This window comes from Algoriphagus litoralis (assembly GCF_003259255.1).
In the GTDB taxonomy this organism is placed as follows: domain Bacteria; phylum Bacteroidota; class Bacteroidia; order Cytophagales; family Cyclobacteriaceae; genus Algoriphagus; species Algoriphagus litoralis.
In genome coordinates, this window is the sequence record NZ_QGOL01000012.1 from 126,968 (window position 1) to 152,005 (window position 25,038).

Consider the following 25,038-nt stretch of genomic DNA (forward strand, 5'->3'; position numbering starts at 1 on the left):
AGATAGGGGTAAAGAGACATCAATACATAGGAAAAAGGTGTTGAAAAATCATTAATTTCTTTAGTAGCCGGTGGCCGTTCACAAGCCCTTCTTTTCTTACCTTTGGCACATGTGGAAAGAAATCTCCGTCCTCATCCAAAAGGAAGTCAAGCTCGAATGGCGCCAAAAATATGCGCTTAATGGAATCTTGCTCTATGTGGTCTCGGCTGTTTTTATCACCTATCTCAGTGTTGGTGCCAAGATGGGCAATCTGTCTGTCCCTACTTGGAATGCGCTGTACTGGATCATCATTCTCTTTTCGGCGGTGAATGCCGTTGCAAAAAGTTTTGTCCAAGAGCATCAGGGAAGGCAATTATATTACTACATGATCGCCTCACCTGAGTCAATTATTCTTTCCAAGATTTTTTACAATACCGGATTGACTTTGATTTTGGCCTTGTTGGGCTATGGGGTTTTTTCCGTGATTTTGGGTAATCCTGTTCAGGATCAGGGGCTATTTCTGTTGAATTTGGTTTTGGGTTCGGTGGGTTTTTCTGCCAGTCTGACGATGGTCAGCGGGATTGCTTCCAAAGCCGGAAACAATGCCACGCTGATGGCAATTTTAAGTTTCCCTGTAATAATTCCGATTCTCCTGATGGCGATCCGTATTTCAAAAAATGCCCTGGATGGCTTAGATTGGAGCGTCAGTGCAGATAAGCTGCTCAGCTTACTGGCGATCAATGCGATCGTAGGCGTGACTGGATATATTTTATTTCCCTATTTGTGGAGGAGCTGAGGGGATTTACGATTTTAGAATTACGAATCACGATGGATAAAGCTCTTCTATCGTCCATCTAGCACATCTCGCCTCTTTCTAGTTTTTTCACTTTTCATTTGCTAGCTCTTCAACTCCAATTGCTCAGAGCTAGAGTAATTTTCCAGTTTTTCAACTCTTCGACTTCGCTCAGAGTGACAGTTTTCCAACGATCCTTATAACTTTAAACCATGAATACTAAAATTGCACTGATCACCGGAGCCACTTCCGGGATAGGAAAAGCTTGTGCGTTGACCCTTGCCAACATGGGTTTCGACATCATCGCAACCGGTCGCAGAGCAGAAAGATTGGACGCGTTACAAAGGGAATTAGCTTCCGATGTCCGTTTTTTGCCATTGGTTTTTGATGTGCGCGACCGCGAAAAAGTCGGCGAAATTCTTGGGAATCTTCCAACGGACTGGTCAGCCATCGATGTTTTGATCAACAATGCCGGAAATGCGCACGGCATGGACCCGATCCAGACTGGAAGTCTAGACGATTGGGATGCGATGATGGACATCAATGTCAAAGGGCTACTTTACGTCTCCAAAGCTATAATTCCCGGCATGACCGAGCGAAACTCGGGTATGATTATCAATATCGGGTCGATAGCAGGTAAGGAAGTCTATCCCAATGGCAATGTCTATTGCGGATCTAAGTTTGCCGTGGATGCGATCACCAAAGGTATGCGAATCGACTTGAATCCTTTTGGGATCAAAGTGATCGGAATCCATCCCGGACTGGTGGAGACGGAATTTTCCCTCGTTCGCTTCAAAGGAGATGAAGGCCGTGCCGAGTCTGTCTACAAAGGCTTTGAGCCGCTCTATGCGCAGGATATCGCTGATATTGTCGAGTTTGTGGTGAATCGTCCTGCGCATGTGGTGTTAGCTGACATTGTCGTGCTGCCTACTGCTCAGGCTTCGGCTACCGTTGTCAAGAAAAACGTGTCCTAATGCGAAAAATTAGATTAGCCCTATTGGGCTTTGCCCTAGCATGTACTTCGGCGCAAAAAAGTGAACAGGAGGTATTTTCTGCACAGCAGCGGGAAATAGTAGCTCAAGTCGAATCCCTAGTTTCAAGAGATTCTATTTCGGAGTTGGAAAAATTGCTTTTCGCTCAGGGTTTGCTTGATGTGCAGGTCTCAATTCCTGACATCAAAATTGAGCTGAAATATTCTACGACTGACAACTTTTTTGGCAAAGATGTTTATGGAGATTTAGATCGATGCTATCTCCAGCCTGAAGCTATCGAAATGCTTAAAAAAGCTCAGGAAAGCCTGAAAAAGGAATATCCCAACTTGACACTCTTGGTTTATGATGGAGTGCGGCCGCTAAGTGTGCAGCAGATTCTTTGGGATAGTCTGGATAAGCCGGATAGCATCAAGCCGCTTTATGTTTCTGATCCCAAAATTGGTGGTCTGCATAATTATGGTGTGGCGGTGGATTTGACGATTTTCGATTTGGAAACAGGTGCTCCCTTGGATATGGGTACGACTTACGATTATTTTGGCTATCCTGCCTATCCTGATCGGGAAAAACAGATGATTGCCGAGGGAAAAATCACTCAGTTACATGTTTCTAACCGTGAAATCCTCAGAAAAGTGATGGTCGGAGCAGGTTTTACAGGAATCGGTAGCGAATGGTGGCATTTCAATGCATTTTCACGCAAAGAAGCTGGCGAGAAATTCGAGCTGATTAAGTAGTATCTGGATTTAAGTATCAAGATTTTAGTATTTAGTATCAAGACACAAGTATCAAGATCGAAACCATGGTCAATGATCAAACTCAATGACCAAAAACTTTGTAACCAATAACTCAATAACCCATAACCCCCTAACCTATGAATCTCAAACCCACAATTCTTGCTTTTGCGCTGATATTCACTTTTGCGCTAGCATCATTTGCACAGCAAAAGCCACCCATCCGAGCACTTGTATTTTCCAAAACAGCAGGTTTTCGTCACCAGTCTATTCCCGAAGGAGTGGCGGCATTGAAAAAATTGGGTCAGACTCATGTTTTCAATGTCTATACTACTGAAGATGCCAATCATTTCACAGATGAAAATCTAGCCAAATATGATGTCATTATATTAATGAGTACTACCGGTACGATTTTCAATGATGCGCAGAAAGCTGCTTTTCAGAAATTTGTACAAAGTGGAAAAGGTGTGGTAGGAATCCACTCCGCAACGGATACTGAATACGAATGGCCTTGGTATAACAAACTGATCGGAGCCTATTTCCTTGCACATCCACGGCAGCAGACTTTGAGGCTGGAGGTAGTAGATCAAAATCATCCCGCTACTTGGCATCTACCCAAAAACTGGCTATGGACCGACGAACTTTATGAGTTTAGAGAAATCAATCCTGCCATCAAAGTCTTGATCAATGCTGATGAGACTACCTATGAGCCTGCCAAAGCAATGGGCGCAAGCCACCCGATGGCTTGGTATCATGAGTATGACGGAGGGAGAGTGTTCTATACTGCACTTGGTCACGTGGAGTCCGCATTTCAGGATCCGGACTTTTTGAAGCATTTGTACGGAGGAATCTGGTACGCAGCCAAAGGACATTTGCCAAAGTAATCCACCAAAAAGTCAAGGCTTCGGAACTTCCGGAGCCTTTTTTGGTTTAGACCTTAGTATAACTTAATTCCCATGCTAAAAGCTCAAGCCAGACCCGTTCACCTCTACATGGAGGCCAATCCCAATCCTAATTCGCTCAAGTTTGTCGCCAATTTCATGTTGGTAGAGGAGGGAGTGAGTTTTGATTATCCGGATGCAGCAAGTGCTGAGAATAGTCAACTTGCCAAAGAACTCTTCAATTTTGCCGCGGTACAGCGGGTATTTATAGCGTCCAATTTTGTAACAGTCACCAAATCAGATGAGGTGGAATGGGCGGAAATTCAAACCATCATTCGGGATCATATCAAGCAATACCTGGAGTCGGGACAAAAGGTAGTGATAGCCAGTTTTGAGAAAGATCCGCTTTTTGATGAAAACGACACCGAGGTGGTCAAAAAAATCAAGGGAATCCTTGACGAATACATTCGTCCCGCGGTCGAGCAGGATGGTGGCGCAATTGTTTTTCATTCATTTCACGACGGTATCGTCAAAGTACAGCTGCAAGGTTCCTGCTCTGGTTGCCCAAGCAGCACCGTGACTTTGAAAGCTGGTATCCAAAACCTTTTGACTCGTATGCTTCCTGAGGTGAAGGAAGTAGTGGCAGAGGGAGTATAATTAGTAATTTATGGCGAAAAAGGACTGGTCGTGGGCGATACTCGGTATTTTGGCGCTGATCATCCGCTATTTTGCAGTTCAAAACCCAGAAGCGACCGACGAGATCTACTCCAGGAAGTTCTTTCCCGGGATTAGAAATGTGATTGATATGACACTGGGAAATCTTCCGTTTCCCAGTGTTTACCTTTTCGTTGCCACGGTTTTATTTGTTTTGGGGCTTTTTGCCTACCGATTTTATCTCCGCCAAGGATGGAAATCCAAAGTGGTCTATTTCTTTCAGGCTTTGGCCAATGGGCTCGGAGCGCTGATTTTTTTCTTTTTAGTCCTTTGGGGATTCAACTACCAGCGGACGCCCATCTTCCAGCAGCTTTCGCTTAATCCTAAATCGCTCAACTTGGAGCAGCTGAAGTCTGAGATTGAAATCACCAAGCGGCTCGTCAACCAGTACCGTGGGCGAGTATCAACCGATAGCTTGGCCATCAATTCCATCATGGAGTATCCCGAGTTGGAAAAACTCGTACGGGCAAACATGAACGAGAATCTAGAAATTTTGGGATTGAATTTCACCGGAAAACCCAGAACTAAGCAATTCCCGCCGCCGGGATTTATGCGGAAAATGGGCATTTTGGGTATCTACTTTCCGTTCACAGGTGAAAGCTACATTGACCCTTCTCTGCACCCGCTCGAGCAGCCGTTTACGGTAGCCCATGAAATGGCGCACAGCTACGGAGTCACCGACGAAGGTGAGGCCAATTTCATCGCTTGGGTGATTTGCACCAATTCGGATGATCCTCTGCTTCGTTATTCCGGTCACTTGAGATTATTTCAGTATCAATTGCGGGATTTCTATCGAATAGCTCCTGATGAGTACAAAGAATGGGTAAAAAATCTGTCAGTCGGAATCAGGAACGATCTGAACGCTATCCGTGAAGCAAGTGAACGGGTCAAGCCGCTTTCCTTGGAGCTGAGCAGAAGATCAAATGATATTTTTCTAAAAAGTCAGGGCGTCAAAGCCGGGGTTAACTCCTATCAGCAGCTTCCGATGTTGGCTTTTTCTTGGAGAAAAAGGATGAATTTGCAAGATTGATTTTTTTGAATTTAAAAGAATAAACCTAGTTTTAGGACGAATAATGTAATTTTCAAAATGCAAAAAATCGTCATTACAGCTATTTTCTTTTTTTCGCTGAGTATAAGTCTTCAGGCACAAATCACGATTGAAACAGAGCAGGATTCGGAGCGAAACGTTGTTTTTTATGCGGTTAACCCGACCAAGGTGCCTTATTCAGTGATTTTGAATTTTTCCCAACTACAAAATATGACCACTCCTGGTGGAGGTAATGTGACTGCTATTGCATCACCCGGCAGGTCAAAAGTGGCTACGCTGAAGCCGACTTTATCCGGGCAGGGAACCAATTATCGCTATGCTTATAGTTTTGCTAAAGGGAATGTATACGGCAAAACGAAAATTGATCCGGTTTATCTGATGCCTGTACCGGAGGGAACCCAGGTTAAAGCTATTTTGAACAATAATATTTCCAATACCCTCAAAAAAGAAAAGTCGGACAATTCTTACGTGGGTATTTCTTTCATTTTTGAAAAGCCCACAGAGATTGTTGCACCTCGGAAAGGCGTGATCGCTGAGATGAAAATGGACTATGCGACGGATAAGGAAAGCCTGAGTTTTTCCGCCGAAGAGAACTACATCGAAATCTATCATGAGGACGGGACAATCACCAGATTGATGGTTTTGAAGCCAGGATCAGCCAAGGTTGAGGTTGGAGATCTGGTGCTTCCGGGCCAAGTTTTGGCAGAATCTGCCGGAGAAAATTATGAGCAAGGACCACATGTCCGAATGGTCAATCAGCGGACAGAAAAGGAAGGGGCGGATAAATTAAAATACAGCTATTTCCCGGTAGTCTTTGCGACTGAAGCAGGGAATACCGAGATCAAAGAATTAAGTGATTTCACCGTGGTCCATCCTCAGGAAATCATCACCCGAGAGTTGAATAAGAAGGAGTTGAAAAACTACACCTCAGAAAATTAGTCGGTAACTCAAGACTTAATTTAGAGGGATTTCTTTCTTGTATTACTTCCGATTGCCGATCCAAACCCCCAAAATCACCCCAGCTATCCCGATGTAGTGTCCGATGAGGAGTACTTCACCATCCAAAACTCCCCACATGATGGCCACGATCGGAATGGTGTAGGTCACCAAGCTGGCAAAAAAGGGACTGGCGCTTTTTACCATGATATTAAATAGCACAAGTGCTGTAGCGGTGCCAACCATTCCCAGAATAGTAACATAGCCCAAAGCCTCCCAAGCCTGGGGGTGAGTCACTAGTTTGTAGGAGAAATTTGTACCCGCAAAGAGATAGATTAGCGCCATAGGCAGAATCATCAACAAGGAAATCGACGAGATTTCTATGGATTTCAGCTGGGTAAATCGAGTCTTGATCACGTGGAGGTTGAAACTGTAGCAAATACAGGCTGCGATCACAAAGAGCGCATAGGCATTGATTCCAGCAAGTGATTCACCCCAATTCCCTCCCTCTTTGTACGCAATCAGAATAATCACACCGATAAATGCGATCACGAGCCCCAGCCCGTTTCTCCGGGTAATCCGTGTATTGAAAAAGATCGCACCGACCAAAACCACGAATAGTGGTGTCAGGGCATTCAATACCCCCGTCAGGGAACTGCTCAACTGGGTCTGAGCCATGGGGAAGAGAAATGCAGGAATGAAGCTTCCCAATAGCCCGGCAATCAAAAGGTTCTTTACCTGGGTTTTGCTGAGGTTTTTAATTCTGGGAAGCGATAGCGGAAGCAGAAGTGTCGCTGCTGCGACCATGCGGTATGCGCCCACTTCTCCCGGGCTGAACACCTCAAGTCCCCGCTTGATCAAGATGAATGAACTTCCCCAAATTAAGGTAAGAATGGTTAGCAAAGCCCAGTTTTTCAGGCTGTTTTCCGAATGAGAAGTACTCATCAATTTATCAGGGAAAAATTCGTCTGCAAAGGAAACAAATCCATGAGATTAAAAATCAAAAAAAAGACCTCAGCGATTAAAATTCTGAGGTCTGGTGATTTTTAGGGTTGAAATTCGTAATCGGCATAATGTTCAGCGACTTGCTCCAAGATCTCTGCTACTTGAGCATAGGTATCTGCTGTCACCATTTCAGTCCGGAAGGTTTTGAAATTCGGCATTCCCCGGAAATAGTTTGTGTAGTGGCGTCGCATTTCCAGAATTCCCTGCTTTTCCCCTTTCCATTCCACTGAAAAATCGAGGTGTTTTTTTGCGACAGCGATCCGCTCGTCCAGATTTGGCGCTAGAAGCTTTTCTCCCGTGGCGAAGTAATGCTTTATTTCATTGAAAATCCAAGGATAGCCGATCGAAGCTCGTCCGATCATCATCCCATCGACATTGTACTTGGCTCGGTATTCCGCTGCTTTCTCAGGTGAATCGATGTCTCCGTTTCCGAATACAGGAATGTGAAGTCGTGGGTTTTCTTTTACCAAATTCAAGTAGCTCCAGTCTGCCTCGCCCTTGTACATCTGCTGACGGGTACGGGCATGGATCGAAATTGCCTGAATACCGATGTCCTGAAGACGTTCGGCCACTTCCACGATCCGGATGGTGTCGTGACTCCAGCCAAGTCTTGTCTTCACAGTCACGGGTATATTCACTCGCTTGACAATCTCTGCTGTCATAGCCACCATCTTATCTATATCCAATAGGATTCCCGCACCGGCACCTTTGCAGGCGACTTTGTGAACCGGGCATCCATAGTTGATGTCCAAAATATCCGGACCGGCAGCTTCTGCGATTGCGGCAGCCTCCCGCATGGATTCGATTTCGTTGCCGAAAATCTGAATCCCGATAGGGCGCTCATAATCATAGACATCCAGCTTTTGGATGCTTTTGGCCGCATCCCGGATCAACCCTTCCGAGCTGATAAATTCCGTATACATAAGGTCTGCCCCGTTTTGCTTGCACACTGCCCGAAAGGGCGGATCACTCACATCTTCCATGGGGGCGAGCAATAGTGGGAATTCCCCTAGCTCCAACTTTCCAATCTTAACCACTTCTCTATTCTAAATTTGGCGTAAATTTACCCCAAATTATGGAGATATACGAAACCCAATCCGAAATAGCCAAACGAAAGAATTGGCTATTGTCCCTGATAGTCATTGTTTTAGTCACTTTTGGTACACTTATTTTACTTCAGGGTATCGCCTTGGCCATGATGCCGACGCTATTTAATATCACCTTGGAAGAAATCATGAGCCTCATGACCGGCAACTATGATGTGCCAAATGGGCGGATGGCGATGCTATTTGTGCAGGGAATCGGATCCGGTTTGGGGTTTTGGGTTGCAGCTTGGATCATCACCCGATTCATAGAAAAAGCTGACTTGCACTGGGAGATTCAGCGGACCAGATTCAATGTCCAAAACTTCATCTTAGCCTTGGGGATCACCTTTGGCGCGATGCTGTTCAATGGGCTTTTGGTGTATTGGAATGCCCAGCTCACTCTGCCTGAATCGATGTCTGGGATTGAGAATTGGATGAAAGAAATGGAAACCCAATTGATGGACTTGACCAAGTTTCTCACAGATTTCCAGAGTATTCCTGAATTATTGACCGGCATATTGGTGATTGGGGTGTTTGCTGGAGTTGGCGAAGAAATGTTTTTCAGAGGAATGCTTCAACCCAAGATGAAGCAATACACTAATTCCGCACATTGGGGGATTTGGTTGACGGCGATTATCTTTTCTGCAATTCATGTCCAGTTCTATGGATTTCTTCCAAGGGTTTTTCTGGGAGCCTTGTTTGGATACCTGTACTTGTATTCTGGAAGTTTGCTCTATCCTATTTTGGCACATATTTTCAATAATGCCCTCACGGTAATTGTAATCTATATGTCAAATCAGGGTATGATTGACTTTGATATTGAGTCCTCTGATTCGGTATCTTATCCTGCTGCGATGCTTGGACTTTTGGTTCTTATGGTTGGATTCTTTTACTTTAAAAAAATCAATCAACCAAAAGATGGAGAGTTGGACTAGGGTATTTGAAGATCAAAATCAAATCCGGGCTGAAATTGTCAAGGGAGTTTTGGAGGAAAACGGTATTTCAGCAATAGTAATGAACAAGAAAGAGACGGTATACAAGCTATACGGCACCTATGAGGTGATGGTGCCCCACGATCAAACCTTGACAGCCCTGCAATTGATTCAAAATGAGATCTCGTTTCAACATTAATAATTACAGCAATCTAGGACAGCGGGCTATCACAGCTACAGTGGGGGCCTTGGTGGTTGTATCTGCTTCGATCTATTCTGATTGGACTTACTTTATTGTTTTCGCCACTATTTTGGGTTTTGCCCAGATGGAATTCTACAAGCTCACAGGGTTGGACGGGATGCTTCCACTCAGAAGTTTTGGGACTTTTCTCGGCGTGATGATTTTCACATTGACTTTTATGATCGAGAAAGAGCAACTGCCACATGAGTACCTTTATTTGATTTTTCCCATTGTATCCTTGACGTTTTTCATCAAGCTGTATAAGAAAACCGATAAAAAACCTTTCACAGGCGTTGCTTTTACGTATTTGGGGATTTTTTATGTGGCGGTACCTTTTTCACTGCTGAATTTGGCTGTCTTTTCTGTGGATGCAGTGTATCATTTTGAGATTTTGATCGGGAGCTTATTGATTTTATGGGCAAGTGATACAGGAGCATATTTCGCAGGGACCAAGTTTGGGAAAACGAAGCTTTTTGAACGGGTTTCTCCAAAAAAATCCTGGGAGGGTTTTCTGGGCGGAGCTTTTTCTGCGATCGCAGTCGCATTTGTCCTTTCTCAATACTTTCAAGTGATTGCTGATTGGAAATGGCTAGTAATAGCAGGTATTATTATTATAGCAGGGACGTATGGAGATCTGATTGAGTCTCTTTTCAAGCGTTCGATAGAGATCAAAGATTCCGGTAACGGATTGCCGGGACACGGTGGATTTATGGATCGTTTTGACGGATTGTTACTTTCAGCCCCATTTATAACCGCTTTTTTGAAAATCTTTTAATACTTCGGCGGGCTGTCTGAAAAACTACTTAAGTTTGTGCAGCATTTCACTAATTTATTTTAAGAACCCAATATGGCTTACATTGAACCGGCCCCAATTAAGGATAGAGAAAATCCTTTGGAGTCAATGATGGAAAGATTCAACATTGCTGCCGAGAAACTCGGGCTTTCCGATGAAGTTTACAACGTGTTGAAGAATCCTGCCAAGCAGGTAATAGTTTCACTACCGATTACCATGGACAGTGGTAAAATTCAAGTATTTGAAGGGATTCGTGTGATTCACTCCAATATTCTTGGTCCGGCCAAAGGCGGAATCCGCTTCGCACCGGATGTTCATCTGGATGAAGTTCGAGCGCTTGCAGCTTGGATGACCTGGAAATGTGCTGTGGTAGACATACCTTATGGTGGAGGTAAAGGTGGAGTAAGATGCAATCCACGGGAAATGTCCAAAGGAGAAATCGAGCGATTGGTAAGAGCCTACACTATGGCAATGATCGATGTATTCGGTCCAGACAAAGACATTCCTGCACCGGATATGGGGACAGGGCCAAGAGAAATGGCATGGCTTATGGATGAATATTCTAAAGCCCATGGGATGACCATACCTGCGGTGGTTACCGGTAAGCCTTTGGTTCTCGGTGGTTCTCTGGGTAGAACTGAAGCCACTGGACGAGGAGTGATGGTGACTGCTCTTGCTGCTATGCAAAAGCTTAAAATCAATCCGTTCTCGGCAACATGTGCGGTACAGGGATTTGGTAACGTAGGAAGTTGGGCAGCGCAGCTTTTGGAAGAAAGAGGATTGAAAATTGTGGCAATTTCTGACCATACTGGCGCGTTTTATAACGACAAGGGGATCAATATCCAAGAAGCAATCAAGCATAAAGATGCTCATATGGGCACACTTGAGGGATTCACCGGCGGTGACCGAATGGAGGACCCGGGAGATTTGTTGACGCTGGAGGTGGATGTCTTAGTTCCTGCTGCAATGGAAGATGTGATCACTGCAAAAAATGCCGAAAAAATCCGTGCAAAACTTATTGTAGAAGGTGCAAATGGACCAACTTCTGCCAAAGCAGATGCGATCCTCAACGAGAAAGGAATCATGGCTGTCCCGGATATCTTGGCAAATGCGGGTGGGGTGACAGTTTCCTATTTCGAATGGGTACAAAACCGCTTAGGATACAAGTGGACTGCCGACCGTGTCAATCGCCGGTCAGACCGAATCATGAAGGATGCCTTTGAGCATGTTTACGAGGCTTCTGTTAAGTACAGCGTCCCTATGCGAATCGCCGCCTATATCGTAGCCATCGACAAAGTGGCTAAGACCTATACCTTCCGAGGTGGATTCTAAGCCGCGTTTTAGTTAAAAGTTTTACCTTTGGGGCGTGGGGAATTTGTTTTCCACGCCTTTTTAATTCAATCACTATGACTATACATCGAGAAGGAAGAGTTTTGCTGTTTTGGATGATGATCATCCTGGTAGCACTCAATTACTTGCTATACTATTATCTGCCTGAGGAGCGTCTGCTTATCAATCTGTCTATTTTGGTCAGTGTCGTTTTATACCTGATCATCTTGCAGTTTTTCAGAAACCCTATTTTCCCTTTACCTAATGAAGAAGGGCTTGTTTTTGCTCCTGCGGATGGAAAAGTAGTCGTGATCGAAGAGGCATTTGAAGAGGAATATTTAAAAGAAAAGCGAAAGCAAATTTCCATATTCATGTCTCCGGTCAATGTCCACGTCAATCGTTCTCCTGTAAAAGGGGAAGTGGAGTATTTTCAATACCATCCAGGGAAGTATTTGGTCGCTTGGCATCCCAAGTCGAGTACAGAAAATGAGCGAACTTCCATGGTGATCAAAGACCAAAGCGGGGTGAAAATTATGGTGAGGCAAATAGCTGGTGCTTTGGCCAGAAGGATCAAGTGGTATGTAAAGCCAGGCTCTCAACTGGAGCAGGGTGGAGAATTTGGCTTTATTAAGTTTGGATCCAGAGTGGATGTCTATTTGCCTTTGGATGCAGAGATTCTCTGTACTATAGATCAAGTGACCAAATCAGCAAGGACACCTATTGCTAGGTTAAAATAAATTTAGGCGATTGTATCGTTTTGACTAGCAGATTCGTTCTAGGAGTAGTGTTCAACCAAAATTTTTCGCTCATGAAAAAGGTCTATCCATTTGCCCTTGTAGTTGTTTTTGCAACCTTGATTTCCTGTACTGAAAATGATGAACCCCTCAGTCCATTAATTGGGACTTGGGAAAAAAGGGAGTTTGTAGATTCTTTAGATCTCTGGTTTGTGGATGTACTGGAATTTAAAAACGACAGTATTTTTGATCTTACCACTGTCGTTCGAGATATGGAAACTGGCCCAACTTTAGGCTATCGTATGATTACTACGGCTTGGTATAGGTTAGAGGGGGCTAACTTTACCTATTACTATTCTGATGGGTTATTTCATTCTGCTCCGTTAGATGGAGAATTTCCATTCTATGTTCCTCAGTCTGAATTACGGCCAGGGGTGATCGATTTTTTTATCAAGCCCGAGGGAGTCTTGACCTTTTCTTCTGATCGAAGGATGTTTCAATTCCAACCAAACTGCTTTGCATTTAAGGAGGGACAAGATTGCTTTCAATTTCCGCTGGAAGAATATGTTCGAGTAAATTAATTTATGAAAGCCTCTGTTTACCCGACAGAGGCTTTTTTTGATCTATAAACCCACCAACCCAAAAAGGCTGTACTCAAGAAGAAAATCAAGGTAGTCCATTCGAAGATTCTTCTTTCGCCTAGTTTCTCTTCTATCTGCTTATCTCTTTCAGCCACAGCTCGTTTTAGTGCTTGCACATCCTGCTCAAGTTTCAGGGTTATGGATTTGTAATCATCTTTTTCCTGAGAAATAACCGTAGTCTCTATCGACCCGATCATTCGTAGCTCATCCATGATCTGATTGTCCTTGGAGACAATTCGCTCAAGCCATTCATTGGTCTCGATCATGTCTTTTTTGGTCCGATTCCCAAAAATCCCTGACTTTTTACTTTCTGACGATCGCCATTGTGCGTGAAGTTGGTCGCGCTCCTGTACCATTCGTTCCAGCTTGGCACCGTCAAATTGGGGGCTTTGAAACAGCGAAAAAAGGAGAGCAGCTATGAAATTGAGCATGGTTTTTTAGTTGGTTAAATTAAAAAGTGCAAAACCTATTCCGTTTTTAGATTCTGTTTCGTTAATAATTGGTTCCTGTACCTAGTGAAGCACTGTTTTTATTAGATACTTTTTTTCCATCCACGGGTCATTTCTTTCTTTCCCGGAGGTCCAGGAAGAATCTCTACTTCCAGTCCAAGTTCCTTTAAATCCCTTCGCAATTGACCTTTGGCCGAATAGGTAGTAAATAAACCACCTGGCCGCATGGCAGAAGTTACTTTTTCCAAGGATTGCTTGGTCCAAAGTTCAGGTTGCTTACTAGGCGCAAAAGCATCAAAAAAGACTACATCCGATGGATAAAGCTGGGCTTCTTCGAGCGTGGTGAGGTCTTTTTTAAAATTGAAGTACTCAGAAACTGGGCCCCCTTCATTCCAGGGGGCTTCGTGCAATGCTTCGAAATATTTATGAAAATGCCAGATGCCATGGTCATGCTCAATGTAGTTGAGCTGGGAGTAGACTTCTTTTTCGATAGGAAAGGGCTCAATACTGTGGTAAAGAACAGGCACTTGATTTTGCTCCGCCCATACCAAAGTGAGCCAGGCATTCAGCCCTGTACCAAATCCTACTTCGAATATCCTAATAGGAAATTTTCGTGGATTTTTCGCCAGCCAGGAGTCTAGCCCATAGATCATGAACACATGTATGGACTCCCGGTAGGCGCCATGAAAACTGTGGTAAGTCTCCTGCAGTCCCTCGTGGTAAAGGGAGTGGGAGCCGTCTTCGGTTGTGATGATTTTCACCTTTTCACTCATAGTTTATAAATCAATGCGGTGCAGTAGGCAGAAACACCCTCCTGACGACCTACGAATCCAAGAAATTCCGATGTGGTTGCTTTGATGGAAATGGCCTCTTCAGCTACATTCATCACCTCTGCCAGGCAAGTCTTCATCGCGGGAATGTGAGGGTTTAACTTAGGGAGCTGGAGACAGACCGTAGAATCCAGATTTCCGATTTCATAGCCGGCTTCCCGGATCATTTTCAGGACCTCTTTGAGCAAGATTTTGCTATCGATTCCTTTGAATTTGGGGTCTTTGTCGGAGAAATGGTATCCGATGTTTCGCATGTTGGCAGCTCCGAGTAAGGCATCACAGATCACATGGATCAGCACATCGGCGTCGGAGTGTCCCACTGCTCCTTTATCATGTTCTACTTTGATGCCGCCTAGCCAAAAATCATAACCAGGCTGGAGCTGATGTACATCGTACCCAAATCCTATTCTAAATGGTGTCATGAATTGATCGATTGGTAATGGAGGACAGATGCCTGATCTTCTTGAAGAATCCGATTTGCCCAAGTTTTGATTTGTGCTGCTTCTATTTTGGACTTTTGCTCAAATTCCTCCCAATATAATTCAGGATTACCAAGATGGGCAAAATAAGCCAAGTTCATCGCCCGGTTGAGTAACTGGATTGACTCATACGTTTTCATGGCTTCTCCCTGATTCTTGATTTTCTGAAGTTCCATGTCAGATATTTCTTTTTGTAAGAATTCAGCCAATATTTCATCCAGAGCCTCTTCCGCGATTTTCGAGGATACTCCTTTTTCCATTTTTCCGGAGAATACCAGAAGTCCAGGGTCAACCGATCCGGTGATATATCCTCCCACAGAGGCAAAGATTTTTCCGTTTTTCACCAATCGCTGTTCCAATAGAGAGGATTTTCCAGCTCCCAAGATATCACTGATCAAATCGGCTTCCAGGTAGCCAGGTTGGTCCTTAGCAGGCATTTTATATACCTTATAAAGTGCATCTGTCGGGACTTTGGCATGGATTTTCTTTATTTTTTTTGCGGATTGTGGAGGTTCGGGCTGCGGTTTTTGTGCCTGATTTGACAGACTAGGAATCGGTCCAAACCATTTTTCAGCAAGTTTTTCAATTTGAGAGAGCGTCACATCACCAGCCACTACCAAGATGGCATTGCCGGGATGATAGTGAGTTTGATAAAAATTCCAAACATCATCTTTGGTATATCCGATGATGTCTTCTATGGTCTGTCCGATGGTAGGCCATCTGTAGGCATGCCGCTCATAAGCCAAGTCTCGGAGGTGATGCCAAACATCACCATAGGGCTGATTGAGGTAGCGTTGCTTGTATTCTTCCATGACCACTTTGCGTTGGGTTTCAATGGTCTTTTCATTCAGACTCAATTGAAGCATCCGGTCAGATTCCAACCAGAAGGCAGTTTCAATATTTGCCGCAGGCAAAGTCATGTAATAATTGGTAATATCCGGACTGGTAAAGGCATTGCATGATCCTCCGACCCGCTCCAATTCCCGGTCAAAAACCGGAACATTTGCAGAACTGCCAAACATCAAATGCTCAAAAAAGTGAGCCAGCCCAGTTTTGCCAGCTTGCTCAAATCTCGACCCCACCTTATAAAGGAGATTGAAAACGGCTATTTTACTGCTATGATCTTCATGGACGATCACTTCTAGGCCGTTGGTAAGGAATATTCGTTGGTAGGAAAACATGCTGTTTGAGTTGGCTTACTTTAGAAATCAGAATTAAGGGAATTGTTTTGGGCTGAGATCAAAATTGCTTCATTCCCTATTTTTTACCTTTTATACCTGCCATTGATGTAAGATGTCCTTTTTTTTACAAAAAAAGCTGAACTTTGGTTCGAAGCGCTAAGTTAGACTTCCCAAACATACTTCACCCATTCCGATGAAAAAACACTGCGTAGATCTAGATCAGACGGGACAGTTTTCAAGATTTTTTTTAGACTACATCAACGGCAATGAGGCACTTAAGCCATTTTATACCCACCTACCCCGGCTAGAAAGTTTTAAAGATGCTTTAGCCTCAAAAAATTTCCCTTCGGAAAACCGGACGATTTTGAATCAAGTTTTGCATCGGCACTATAGTGGAATTGAGCTCGATGAACCAGTGGTGACGAACATTCAATCGGTACTTAGCGAGAAGACTTTTACGGTCACTACTGGGCATCAGTTGAATCTCTTTACTGGCCCACTTTATTTTATCTATAAAATCGTCTCAACGATCAACCTTGCCAAGAAGCTAAAAGCGGCGTATCCGGAATTTCATTTTGTGCCGGTTTATTGGATGGCAACTGAAGATCATGATTTTGATGAAATCAACTATTTCAAGTTGGATGGCAAAAAATACCAGTGGAACTCAAATCAAACTGGTGCGGTAGGAGATTTCATTTTGGATGAATCATTCAAAGCCTTTCTAAAGGAGGTTCATTTTGCACCTGAAGTATTCCAATCGGCCTATCAAAATAGTAAAACGCTTGGAGAAGCTGTCCGAAGATATGTGAATGAACTATTTGGAGCCGAGGGTTTACTAGTGGTAGATGGTCATGATGCGTCATTAAAGTCACTGTTTACTCCTGTGATTCAGGCAGATCTTTTTGACCATTCGCCTTTCAGCCAGGCGCAGCGAGTGACCAGAGAATTGGAAGAAAAGGGCTACAAAAGCCAGATTTTCCCTCGAGAAATTAACTTTTTCTATCTGGACAAAGGGCTCCGTGAGCGTATTGAAAGAGTTGGGGAAGAGTTTCAGGTTGTCAATACTTCGATCAGATTTTCTTCAGAAGAGCTTGAAGCCCTAGTAAATTCTAACCCGGAAAGATTCAGTCCAAATGTTGTCCTCAGACCCTTGTATCAGGAAATGATTCTACCCAATCTGGCATATTTGGGAGGCCCTGCAGAAGTCGTCTATTGGTTGCAACTGAAGGGAGTTTTCGATCAGTTTAAGGTTCCATTTCCTGTTTTACTTCCAAGAAATTTTGCTTTGATTCTAAATGGACCAGTCTTGAAGAAGATGGGGCAGTTGGGTTGGGGGGCTACTGATGTGTTTGTAGAATTTGAAAATTGGAAAAAGGCTTTTGTTTCAGACCATGCAAAAGTGGATTTTGGCATGCAAAAGCAAAAAGAAATACTTTCTCAACTTTTTGATGCCAAAGGCAAAGAAGCTTCGAGTCTTGAGAAAAGTCTTGAGGCAGCATTTGAGGCGGGGAAAGTCCGCAGCCTCAAAATTCTTGATCAGATGAGTGCCAAATTGAGAAAAGCGGAAGAACGAAGGATGGCAGTGGACTTGAATCGGGCCAGGGCTGTATTAGAATTCACCGCTCCTAATGGCAGCCCCCAGGAGCGTGTGGTGAACATGATGCAGTTTTATCTGGGGAATGCGGGATTAATAGATGAGTTATTGGATTGCTTTGATCCTTTGGATTTCAAGATGATGGTGCTGGAAACCACATGATCCGATGATTTGCCAAATAGAGTAGACTGAAGAAATCTCCTCATCCAGCGGATCGCTTTTGCCTTTTAGACAATGCCATAGAAATATATGAAAACCAAACAGGAACTAAGATCAGCTTACAGGCAGCTGCGAAAAAACCTGAAACAGGAAGAAGTACATGCCAATTCAAAGGCAATCAACGAGCAGTTTTTAAAATGGCTAGGTGAAAGGGGACCACTTCAACACTTTCATCTTTTTTTTCCGATCGACCGATTCAATGAAGTCAATACATTTTACATCAAAGATTCATTAGATAAGGAAGGAAAAACCCTGTACACCTCTCAGGTGAATAAAGCCAATACCGAATTGGAAACGCTAAAATTACCATCAGAAGCTGAATTTTTCCTCGATGAGTGGGGCATTCCCGTTCCTCAGGAATCAATTCAAGTTTCTCCCAATAAAATTGAGGTTGTTTTTGTTCCGCTATTGGCCTACGACAAATCGGGTCATCGCGTAGGATTTGGCAAAGGATTCTATGATTCTTTTTTGGGCAAATTAAAACCAGAAGTTGTCAAAATCGGGCTGAGTTTTTACGAACCAGAGGAATCCATCACTCCAGAAGCACACGATATCCCGCTGAATTATTGTATTACTCCCAAAAAAGTTTTTACTTTTTAATCGATTAAAACCATCACCCCTTGAAAAAATCATTTTTACTCCCGGTTTGCTTAATTTTAGCGGGCCTATTTTCAATAAATTCTGCAAGTCAAGCCCAACAGGGATATTATAATACACTGGTCGGAGTAAGGGCTGGTACTTCCTTAGGCGGTTCGGTGAAACGATTTGTGACGGACCATTCTGCAGTCGAGTTAATGGTATTCAACCGATGGAAGGGCTGGAACGCTGCCCTCCTTTATGAGCGACACATGGATATCAGGGAATTCCGAGGAATGGAATGGTATCTGGGTGGTGGAGCTCACTATGGGGTTTGGAAAGAACCCAAAGCTGAGCCACCGTGGGTGTACAAAGGGACAGAGGATTATACGGCTTATGGAATTGATTTTATCGCTGGCTTAGAGTATAATTTTTATAATACGAATATCTATTTAAGTCTAGATTGGAAGCCCGCGTACAACTTTGTTGATTTTACAAAATTATGGTGGGATGAAGCGTCCTTCACATTGAGATATTCCTTTTAAAATTGAAAAACCGGTTAAAAAATGAACCGGTTTTTTTGTTTTTGGTAAAAAAATCCGAAAAACGTTAAGAAAAATGAACACAAAATTTCGATTTATTGAAAATTTCAATTTTTGAATTCGGGAAATTGTTTTGTTTTAAAATATTATTAGAAAAAATAGAAAAAAGGATACTTTTTATTCTTAAAAAGGACAAAAAAACAGTTTTTCAACCCTATTTAATTTTTTTTTGCAGTTGAAAATAATTTTTGATTTTCATCTTTTTGGCACTTTCTCAAAATATTGTTTTGCCAATGTTAAAAAATCCCTTCAAATCCGTTAATAAATGTTAACATATTCGGTCGCTGCCAAATTATGTGCTTTTCTCTCCATTCAAATGAATTTTTAACCGCTTTTGAAATTACGGGATAATAAATTTTATTTACGGATCAACTAAACTAAACACCTTATGAGAAAAGCTTTACTCTATGTTGTTGCGCTTTTCACCATGACCCTCAGCTTTGAGGTGTCGGCGCAGCAACGGGTAATTACCGGTACGGTAATTTCCGAGGAAGACGGATTAGGGTTGCCAGGGGCAACAGTTCTCGTCAAGGGTACAACAGTAGGTACGACCACCGATTTGGATGGTAATTACTCTATTAATGTGCCGGCGGGATCTGATGTTTTGATTTTCTCTTTTGTGGGTCTCAAGACCGCAGAGGAGACTATTGGCAATCGTTCCGTAGTCAACATCACTCTGACGACTGACGCGTCGCAACTATCCGAAGTGGTAGTCACGGCGATCGGTATCGAAAGAGAAAAGAAGGCACTGGGTTACGCTGTAACTTCAGTGGACAATGCCCAACTGGAAAACCGTCCAGAGGCTGACGTAGCCCGAGTCCTTCAGGGCAAGGTACCAGGGGTAAACATTACCTCTACCAATGGTATGTCTGGTTCAGGAACTAACATGGTTATCCGTGGATATTCCTCGGCTACTGGTTCAAACCAGCCGTTGTTCGTAGTAGATGGTGTGCCATTTAACACTTCTACCAACGCACAGAATGGGTTCACTACTGGTGGTACAGCTACTTCTTCCCGATTCTTGGACATTGATCCAAACAACATCGAGAGCATGTCTGTATTGAAGGGCCTTTCTGCGACTGTTCTTTATGGTGACCAAGGTAGAAACGGGGTAATCCTTATTACTACTAAATCTGGCGCGACCAAGAGAAAGGCTGCTGAAGTAACGATCAACCAATCTGTATTTACCAACGAAGCGGCATCTTTGCCAACTTATGGTCAGATTTACGGTAATGGTTTTCAGCAAGATAACGGGTTCTTCTTCTCCAACTTTGGTGGTAGAATGGACCTTGGTACAACAGTAGCTCACCCTTATGCCACATCTTCCGTTGCGGCAATTAGAAATGCATTCCCAGAATTTTGGGTAGATGGTATTGTAGGTGGTACACCGGTACGTTATGAGTATAAAGCCTATGCTGATCCATCTGAAATTTTCTTCCGTCAGGGATTAATTTCCAACACTTCGGTTCAAATCGCGGGTGGTTCTGACAGAACTGGTTTTAACGCTAGCTTTGGTTACACAGATGAAGAAGGTTATTTGCCAGGTAATGAGTTGGAGAAGTTTAACTTTGGATTGGGTATCAATTCAGCTATTTCAGATAAACTCTCTGTAAACTCTGCATTTACTTTCGCGATCACTGATCTCCTTACTCCTCCGGTTAACGGCTCCTTTGGATCAGGTAGTGCTATTCCTTCTGTTTTCGGACACGTTTTATTTACCCCACGTTCTGTGGATTTGGCTGGCCTTCCATGGGAAAATCCAGTAGATAAAAGTTCTGTATACTATCGAGGTGGAAATGACATTGTGAATCCAAACTGGTTGGTTAGAAACTATGTGAATACATCAGATGTACAGCGTTTCTTCAATTCAACTTCTTTGAATTACGACATCAACGATGATTTCTCAGTAACGTATAGACTAGGTCTTGATACCTATACTGAACTTCAGGAATTGAGATATAACAAAGGGGGACCATCTGGAAACTTGGCAACTCAATCTGGATATTACAGAACGATCAATATTACCAATACCATTTGGAATCAGGATTTGATCTTGAATTGGAAGAAAGAGTTCTCTGAAAAATTCAGCATGAGTGCTCTTTTGGGTGGAAACTCACGATATGACAATTATTCTCAGAATGGTCTAGCCTCTCAAGGTCAGTTGGCATTTGGTCTTTTCCGTCACTCTAATTTCCAGACTTCTTCAAGTAACGATGCGTATTCTGGTGGTACAATGACTTACACGCAGGAAGAAAGAAGATATGGTGTTTATGCCAACATTACACTCGATTATTCTGACTATTTGTTCTTGAACTTGTCTGCTAGAAATGACTGGACTTCAACTGTAGAAAAGGAGAATAGAAGCATCCTTTATCCAGGAGCATCAGTTTCTTTCATTCCAACTACAGCATTTGATTGGAGCTCATCCACTTTAAATGATTTGAAGTTGAGATTGGGTTATGGTACGTCTGCTGGATATCCTAGCCCATACAGCACAAGAAACGTACTTGCACAGTCTGCGAGAGCATTTGACCGTGGAGGAACTACTCAAACTCACTCCGTTTCCAATACCTTGGGTAATCCTAACTTGAGACCCGAGTTACATGGTGAACTAGAATTCGGTGTTGAAGCTGTCATGTTCAACAACAAATTGAGATTTGATCTCTCTTTATATGAGAAAAACACAAAGGATTTGATCACTCAATCGCCGATCGATCCATCTACAGGTTTTACAACTACCGCAATCAACATCGGTAAAATCAGAACTCGTGGTGCTGAATTCCAAGCTACAGTTACTCCTATCTCTACTCCTTCTGGATTTGAGTGGACTTCTACTGTAAACTGGTCAACCTATGAAACTGAAGTTCTTGAACTTGGTGGTGGATTGGAAGAAGTAGTTGTCGCAGGTTTCACAGACCTAGGTAACTTCGCTATTCCTGGTCAACCATTCAACGTAATCAAAGGTGTAGGTTTTGATAGAGCTCCTGATGGACAACCAATCATCCTTTCCAACGGTGTTCATAAGCCTTCAAATGAATTGGTTATTCTTGGTGATCCGAACCCAGATTGGACAGGATCATGGATCAACGGATTTAGCTACAAAGGCTTTAACCTAAATGTAATGCTTGAGTACAGACACAGAGGAGCGATTTATTCCAGTACTGTGACTGCTACCCTAGCTCGTGGTGTGACCAAAGATCCAGTGGCTGATAGAGAATTAACCTTCATCATGCCAGGGGTAAGACAGGATGGTACAAATGCGGACGGTACTCCAAAGTACATTCCAAATGATTACCAGATCTCTGCATCTGACTATTTCTTCTCCGGTTATCAGGGAGCTACAGATGAGCCAAACGTATTCGATGGAACAATGATCCGATTGAGAGAGGTTTCTTTGTCTTATCAGCTTCCAAACTCATTGATGGCTAAGACTCCATTTAAGAGAGCTTCTTTTGCACTTAGTGGCACTAACCTTTGGTTCCAAGCACTTAATTTCCCTCCAAACATGAACTATGACGTGGATGTGTTGGGTACTGGTGTTGGAAATGGTCTCGGATTTGACTTTGTAACAGGTCCAAGCTCAAGAAGAATGGGTGGAACGTTAACGCTTACCTTCTAACCCTAAACAGACATGAAAATGAAAAGATTTATATATGGATTGACGGTAGCTACCTCTTTGGTATTTGCCACTTCCTGTGATGAAAAATTGGATGAACTGCTGGAAAACCCAAATGCAGTTAACGCACAAACTGCGTCTCCGGATTTTCTATTGAACAGAATCCAATTGGACTACCAGTCACTATGGTATGGAATTTCCGACCGTGGCGCCAGATTGACTCGTCAGATTAACCAAGGAGCTGCATTGTATGAGTCTGCTTACACCACAGTTTCTACTAACGGAACTTGGTCCAACGCATACGCGAACCTTCTAGCTGATATCCAATTCTTAGAGCCTTTGGCAGAAGAAGCAAATTTGCAGCGTCATTTGGGTATTGCTAAGACAATCAAAGCGATGGTTCTTTTTGATTTGGTTGACACCTATAATGATGTCCCTTATTCAGAAGCACTAGATCCTTCTAACTTCAATCCTAAGACTGATTCCGGAGCAACAATTTATGCTGAGGGTCTCTCTCTTTTGAATGAAGCTGCTGGACATTTTGCAGCAAATCCTTCTACAGGAACTCCAAATGACTATTTCTACAATAGAAATTATACCAAGTGGGTTCGATTAGTGAACACGTTGAAATTGAGATATTTTCTCAATACTAGACTAGTAAGTACTTCTGAATCTACTGCAGGTATTAATGCGTTGATTGCTGAAGATAATATGCTGAAAGTAGGAGATGACTTTGTATTCCAATTTGGAACTACAGCTGCTGATCCAGATTCAAGACATCCTAAATTCGGAGGTCAATATACTTCTGGTGGTGGTGACTATCAGTCTACTTACTACATGTGGCATATGACTGAAGAGAAAGGTTTCGATGATCCTAGAGCTAGATATTATTTCTATCGTCAGACACTGACTAATACTACTAATCCTGCTGAGCAAGAATGTATTACTCAGTTACCTCCTTCTCAATACTTAATTGGTGGATTTGTTTACTGTAATCCAGGTACTAGAGGTTATTGGGGTCGTGATCACTTGGATCCAGATGGTATTCCACCAGATGGTTTGAGAAGAACTGCCTATGGTGTTTATCCAGCAGCTGGTAGATTTGATAACAATTCTGCCACTCCGGTAAACAACCCTGCGTTGGGAGGTAGAGGTGCAGGTATTCACCCAATCATGTTAGCTGCTTATGTAGACTTTATGCTTGCTGAAGCCGCATTGACACTTGGAACAACTGGAACACCTAAAGCATACTTGACTTCAGGTATTCAGAAGCACATGAACTATGTTCGTTCTTGGTCCTTGACTACTACTGAAGCTTCTGTTATCAATGGTTTTAACCCTACAGAAGAATTTACTAGATCAGTGGAAAATTACATTTCCTATGTAGGTGCTGAGTATGATGCTGCTGCCTCAAACGATGCTAGAATGGACTTGATCGGTAGAGAATACTGGTTGTCATTGTTCGGTAACGGTATGGAATCGTACAACCTGTACAGAAGAACTGGTAAGCCTGGTAATATGCAGCCTGCTTTGGAAACAGATCCAGGGCCATTCATTCGGTCATTCTTGTATCCAAACAACTACATGGTAACCAATACCAATGCAGTTCAGAAGCCGGATCTTACACAACAAGTGTTTTGGGATACAAATCCTGCATCACCTTGGATTTATTAACCTAAAAATTAGAAAAACATGAAAATGCTAAAATATAGTTTCGGCTTATTGGCAACTGTGCTGGTCTTTCTAAGCTCTTGTAGAGATTCTGTGGAACCAAATATTCCATATTCTAGCTTCGACAACGGTGCTTACCTAAGAACAATTGCAAGAACAAGCACGACGTTCAACTTCTTTGAACTTGGAGCATCAAATTTTGCTCTGACTTTAGAAGCGGTTGATAAGGAAGATGGTGCTACAGTAGATAACGTTGAAATCAGAGTTCGTCATAGAAGATTGATTCCTGGCGTAGGCCTTGAATTTACTCCAGCTAACGATGTTCTGGTGAAAACTCTTCAGTCTACTGACTTCCAACCAAATGATCAATCAAGATTTCTTAGAACCTCTTTTGTGGTGACAGCTGCTGAAGCAATTGCTGCAGTAGGCTTGACCGCAGCTGATATCGAAGGTGGGGATGTGTTTGAATTTCGATTAGTATTGAATGACAAATTAGGTCGTTCATTCTCGACAAACAACGTGACTACCAACGTAGCAGGTGCTCCTTTCTATGCATCTCCTTTCCAGTATAATGTCAGTGTAATCTGTCCATCAGATTTGGCTGGTACGTATGCTTTCGATGCATTGGAGACTTTCTGCGGTGATACGTTCTCTGGTTCTACGACTTGGACTGCTGTAGCTTCTACGGCTGGATCATATACAGTATCTGATGGTACTTTTGGTGCTTGGCAGTCTTGCTATCCTGATACATGGGGAAGTGGCAACGTTAGAATTTCTGATGCCTGCGGTAACTTGACTATGTCAGGAACTGATAAATATGGCGACAGCTATTCAATGACCGTTATTAGTTCAACTCCGGAAGTTCTTACTTTCGAGTGGGTGAATACATTCGGTGAATTTGGTACTGTGGCTGTAAAATCAAATGCCGGCAAACCATGGCCTGCATTGAAATAATGAATTTGAATTAACTTATTAAAAGCAGCGCTCGAA

Annotated in this window: 25 protein-coding genes; 19 read left to right on the top strand and 6 right to left on the bottom strand. The window is 43.0% G+C overall.

All coding sequences use genetic code 11. The features are described 5' to 3' along the window. Positions 1–109 precede the first annotated feature (109 nt). From DK188_RS15005 to DK188_RS15035, 7 genes are all read left to right on the top strand, one after another. The gene (locus DK188_RS15005) at positions 110–775 is read left to right on the top strand and encodes a heme exporter protein CcmB (RefSeq protein WP_111671652.1); all 666 of its coding nucleotides are present in this window, start codon (positions 110–112) and stop codon (positions 773–775) included. A gap of 209 nt (positions 776–984) precedes the next feature. Further along, complete coding sequence (locus tag DK188_RS15010; RefSeq protein ID WP_111671653.1) at positions 985–1,746, top strand: SDR family NAD(P)-dependent oxidoreductase; 762 nt, start codon at positions 985–987, stop codon at positions 1,744–1,746. Beyond that, positions 1,746–2,495, top strand: a complete 750-nt coding sequence (locus tag DK188_RS15015; protein ID WP_111671654.1) for a M15 family metallopeptidase — start codon at positions 1,746–1,748, stop codon at positions 2,493–2,495. The genes DK188_RS15010 and DK188_RS15015 overlap by 1 nt, the downstream gene beginning before the upstream one ends. Positions 2,496–2,632: 137 nt before the next feature. After that, a complete protein-coding gene (locus DK188_RS15020; protein WP_111671655.1) occupies positions 2,633–3,376 on the top strand; it encodes a ThuA domain-containing protein in 744 nt (247 codons plus the stop codon). 72 nt (positions 3,377–3,448) lie between these two features. Beyond that, on the top strand, positions 3,449–4,030 hold the full coding sequence (locus DK188_RS15025; protein ID WP_111671656.1) for a NifU family protein: 582 nt from the start codon (positions 3,449–3,451) through the stop codon (positions 4,028–4,030). 10 nt (positions 4,031–4,040) lie between these two features. After that, on the top strand, positions 4,041–5,117 hold the full coding sequence (locus tag DK188_RS15030) for a DUF3810 domain-containing protein (protein WP_111671657.1): 1,077 nt from the start codon (positions 4,041–4,043) through the stop codon (positions 5,115–5,117). A 57-nt stretch (positions 5,118–5,174) separates the two neighbouring features. Then, entirely contained in the window at positions 5,175–6,074 is a 900-nt protein-coding gene (locus DK188_RS15035) for a M23 family metallopeptidase (protein ID WP_111671658.1), read from the top strand. 42 nt (positions 6,075–6,116) lie between these two features. Here the strand turns inward: DK188_RS15035 and DK188_RS15040 are convergent, their stop codons facing one another. Beyond that, positions 6,117–7,016: a DMT family transporter gene (locus tag DK188_RS15040; protein WP_111671659.1), complete on the bottom strand. Its 900-nt coding sequence runs from the start codon at positions 7,014–7,016 to the stop codon at positions 6,117–6,119. Positions 7,017–7,117: 101 nt separating this feature from the next. Next, positions 7,118–8,113, bottom strand: coding sequence for a tRNA dihydrouridine synthase DusB (dusB, locus tag DK188_RS15045; RefSeq protein WP_111671660.1), 996 nt, complete (start codon positions 8,111–8,113; stop codon positions 7,118–7,120). A 38-nt stretch (positions 8,114–8,151) separates the two neighbouring features. Here dusB and DK188_RS15050 point away from each other — a divergent pair, with 38 nt between their 5' ends. From DK188_RS15050 to DK188_RS15075, 6 genes are all read left to right on the top strand, one after another. Next, the gene (locus DK188_RS15050; RefSeq protein ID WP_111671661.1) at positions 8,152–9,096 is read left to right on the top strand and encodes a CPBP family intramembrane glutamic endopeptidase; all 945 of its coding nucleotides are present in this window, start codon (positions 8,152–8,154) and stop codon (positions 9,094–9,096) included. After that, positions 9,080–9,292, top strand: a complete 213-nt coding sequence (locus tag DK188_RS15055) for a putative signal transducing protein (protein WP_111671662.1) — start codon at positions 9,080–9,082, stop codon at positions 9,290–9,292. The genes DK188_RS15050 and DK188_RS15055 overlap by 17 nt, the downstream gene beginning before the upstream one ends. Then, positions 9,270–10,109, top strand: coding sequence for a phosphatidate cytidylyltransferase (locus DK188_RS15060; RefSeq protein ID WP_111671663.1), 840 nt, complete (start codon positions 9,270–9,272; stop codon positions 10,107–10,109). The genes DK188_RS15055 and DK188_RS15060 overlap by 23 nt, the downstream gene beginning before the upstream one ends. 72 nt (positions 10,110–10,181) lie before the next feature. Beyond that, positions 10,182–11,459, top strand: coding sequence for a Glu/Leu/Phe/Val family dehydrogenase (locus DK188_RS15065; RefSeq protein WP_111671664.1), 1,278 nt, complete (start codon positions 10,182–10,184; stop codon positions 11,457–11,459). Between the two features lie 74 nt (positions 11,460–11,533). Beyond that, on the top strand, positions 11,534–12,193 hold the full coding sequence (locus tag DK188_RS15070) for a phosphatidylserine decarboxylase family protein (protein ID WP_111671665.1): 660 nt from the start codon (positions 11,534–11,536) through the stop codon (positions 12,191–12,193). Positions 12,194–12,264: 71 nt separating this feature from the next. Further along, positions 12,265–12,771 carry a hypothetical protein gene (locus DK188_RS15075; protein WP_111671666.1) on the top strand — a complete coding sequence of 169 codons (507 nt, stop codon included), beginning with the start codon at positions 12,265–12,267 and terminating at the stop codon, positions 12,769–12,771. 17 nt (positions 12,772–12,788) lie between these two features. Here DK188_RS15075 and DK188_RS15080 read toward each other — a convergent pair whose 3' ends face one another. From DK188_RS15080 to DK188_RS15095, 4 genes are all read right to left on the bottom strand, one after another. After that, positions 12,789–13,262 (bottom strand): Clp protease ClpB, encoded by a 474-nt coding sequence (locus tag DK188_RS15080; RefSeq protein WP_111671667.1) that lies wholly within the window; start codon positions 13,260–13,262, stop codon positions 12,789–12,791. 101 nt (positions 13,263–13,363) lie between these two features. After that, positions 13,364–14,053, bottom strand: coding sequence for a tRNA (5-methylaminomethyl-2-thiouridine)(34)-methyltransferase MnmD (gene mnmD, locus DK188_RS15085; protein ID WP_111671668.1), 690 nt, complete (start codon positions 14,051–14,053; stop codon positions 13,364–13,366). Beyond that, positions 14,050–14,532 carry a 2-C-methyl-D-erythritol 2,4-cyclodiphosphate synthase gene (gene ispF, locus DK188_RS15090; RefSeq protein ID WP_111671669.1) on the bottom strand — a complete coding sequence of 161 codons (483 nt, stop codon included), beginning with the start codon at positions 14,530–14,532 and terminating at the stop codon, positions 14,050–14,052. The genes mnmD and ispF overlap by 4 nt, the downstream gene beginning before the upstream one ends. Then, positions 14,529–15,770: a M16 family metallopeptidase gene (locus DK188_RS15095; RefSeq protein WP_111671670.1), complete on the bottom strand. Its 1,242-nt coding sequence runs from the start codon at positions 15,768–15,770 to the stop codon at positions 14,529–14,531. Before DK188_RS15095 ends, ispF begins: the two co-directional genes overlap by 4 nt. A 193-nt stretch (positions 15,771–15,963) precedes the next feature. On the opposite strand from DK188_RS15095, the gene bshC reads away from it, so the two are divergent. The 6 genes from bshC (at position 15,964) to DK188_RS15125 (ending at position 25,002) form a co-directional block, all read left to right on the top strand. Next, positions 15,964–17,526, top strand: coding sequence for a bacillithiol biosynthesis cysteine-adding enzyme BshC (bshC, locus tag DK188_RS15100; RefSeq protein WP_111671671.1), 1,563 nt, complete (start codon positions 15,964–15,966; stop codon positions 17,524–17,526). 87 nt (positions 17,527–17,613) lie between these two features. Then, a complete protein-coding gene (locus DK188_RS15105) occupies positions 17,614–18,183 on the top strand; it encodes a 5-formyltetrahydrofolate cyclo-ligase (protein ID WP_111671672.1) in 570 nt (189 codons plus the stop codon). Between the two features lie 20 nt (positions 18,184–18,203). Beyond that, a complete protein-coding gene (locus DK188_RS15110) occupies positions 18,204–18,704 on the top strand; it encodes a hypothetical protein (RefSeq protein ID WP_111671673.1) in 501 nt (166 codons plus the stop codon). A gap of 445 nt (positions 18,705–19,149) precedes the next feature. Then, complete coding sequence (locus DK188_RS15115) at positions 19,150–22,380, top strand: SusC/RagA family TonB-linked outer membrane protein (RefSeq protein ID WP_111671674.1); 3,231 nt, start codon at positions 19,150–19,152, stop codon at positions 22,378–22,380. Positions 22,381–22,398: 18 nt separating this feature from the next. Beyond that, entirely contained in the window at positions 22,399–24,051 is a 1,653-nt protein-coding gene (locus DK188_RS15120) for a SusD/RagB family nutrient-binding outer membrane lipoprotein (RefSeq protein WP_111671732.1), read from the top strand. A gap of 18 nt (positions 24,052–24,069) precedes the next feature. Then, positions 24,070–25,002, top strand: a complete 933-nt coding sequence (locus tag DK188_RS15125; RefSeq protein WP_111671675.1) for a hypothetical protein — start codon at positions 24,070–24,072, stop codon at positions 25,000–25,002. Positions 25,003–25,038: the final 36 nt, after the last annotated feature.

Bases quoted from the DNA above. Each gene is read 5' to 3' on its own strand.
- DK188_RS15005 (WP_111671652.1), top strand. From the start codon at position 110: ATGTGGAAAGAAATCTCCGTCCTCATCCAAAAGGAAGTCAAGCTCGAA.
- DK188_RS15010 (WP_111671653.1), top strand. From the start codon at position 985: ATGAATACTAAAATTGCACTGATCACCGGAGCCACTTCCGGGATAGGA.
- DK188_RS15015 (WP_111671654.1), top strand. From the start codon at position 1,746: ATGCGAAAAATTAGATTAGCCCTATTGGGCTTTGCCCTAGCATGTACT.
- DK188_RS15020 (WP_111671655.1), top strand. From the start codon at position 2,633: ATGAATCTCAAACCCACAATTCTTGCTTTTGCGCTGATATTCACTTTT.
- DK188_RS15025 (WP_111671656.1), top strand. From the start codon at position 3,449: ATGCTAAAAGCTCAAGCCAGACCCGTTCACCTCTACATGGAGGCCAAT.
- DK188_RS15030 (WP_111671657.1), top strand. From the start codon at position 4,041: ATGGCGAAAAAGGACTGGTCGTGGGCGATACTCGGTATTTTGGCGCTG.
- DK188_RS15035 (WP_111671658.1), top strand. From the start codon at position 5,175: ATGCAAAAAATCGTCATTACAGCTATTTTCTTTTTTTCGCTGAGTATA.
- DK188_RS15040 (WP_111671659.1), bottom strand. From the start codon at position 7,016: ATGAGTACTTCTCATTCGGAAAACAGCCTGAAAAACTGGGCTTTGCTA.
- DK188_RS15050 (WP_111671661.1), top strand. From the start codon at position 8,152: ATGGAGATATACGAAACCCAATCCGAAATAGCCAAACGAAAGAATTGG.
- DK188_RS15055 (WP_111671662.1), top strand. From the start codon at position 9,080: ATGGAGAGTTGGACTAGGGTATTTGAAGATCAAAATCAAATCCGGGCT.
- DK188_RS15060 (WP_111671663.1), top strand. From the start codon at position 9,270: ATGAGATCTCGTTTCAACATTAATAATTACAGCAATCTAGGACAGCGG.
- DK188_RS15065 (WP_111671664.1), top strand. From the start codon at position 10,182: ATGGCTTACATTGAACCGGCCCCAATTAAGGATAGAGAAAATCCTTTG.
- DK188_RS15070 (WP_111671665.1), top strand. From the start codon at position 11,534: ATGACTATACATCGAGAAGGAAGAGTTTTGCTGTTTTGGATGATGATC.
- DK188_RS15075 (WP_111671666.1), top strand. From the start codon at position 12,265: ATGAAAAAGGTCTATCCATTTGCCCTTGTAGTTGTTTTTGCAACCTTG.
- DK188_RS15080 (WP_111671667.1), bottom strand. From the start codon at position 13,262: ATGCTCAATTTCATAGCTGCTCTCCTTTTTTCGCTGTTTCAAAGCCCC.
- mnmD (WP_111671668.1), bottom strand. From the start codon at position 14,053: ATGAGTGAAAAGGTGAAAATCATCACAACCGAAGACGGCTCCCACTCC.
- ispF (WP_111671669.1), bottom strand. From the start codon at position 14,532: ATGACACCATTTAGAATAGGATTTGGGTACGATGTACATCAGCTCCAG.
- DK188_RS15095 (WP_111671670.1), bottom strand. From the start codon at position 15,770: ATGTTTTCCTACCAACGAATATTCCTTACCAACGGCCTAGAAGTGATC.
- bshC (WP_111671671.1), top strand. From the start codon at position 15,964: ATGAAAAAACACTGCGTAGATCTAGATCAGACGGGACAGTTTTCAAGA.
- DK188_RS15105 (WP_111671672.1), top strand. From the start codon at position 17,614: ATGAAAACCAAACAGGAACTAAGATCAGCTTACAGGCAGCTGCGAAAA.
- DK188_RS15115 (WP_111671674.1), top strand. From the start codon at position 19,150: ATGAGAAAAGCTTTACTCTATGTTGTTGCGCTTTTCACCATGACCCTC.
- DK188_RS15120 (WP_111671732.1), top strand. From the start codon at position 22,399: ATGAAAAGATTTATATATGGATTGACGGTAGCTACCTCTTTGGTATTT.
- DK188_RS15125 (WP_111671675.1), top strand. From the start codon at position 24,070: ATGAAAATGCTAAAATATAGTTTCGGCTTATTGGCAACTGTGCTGGTC.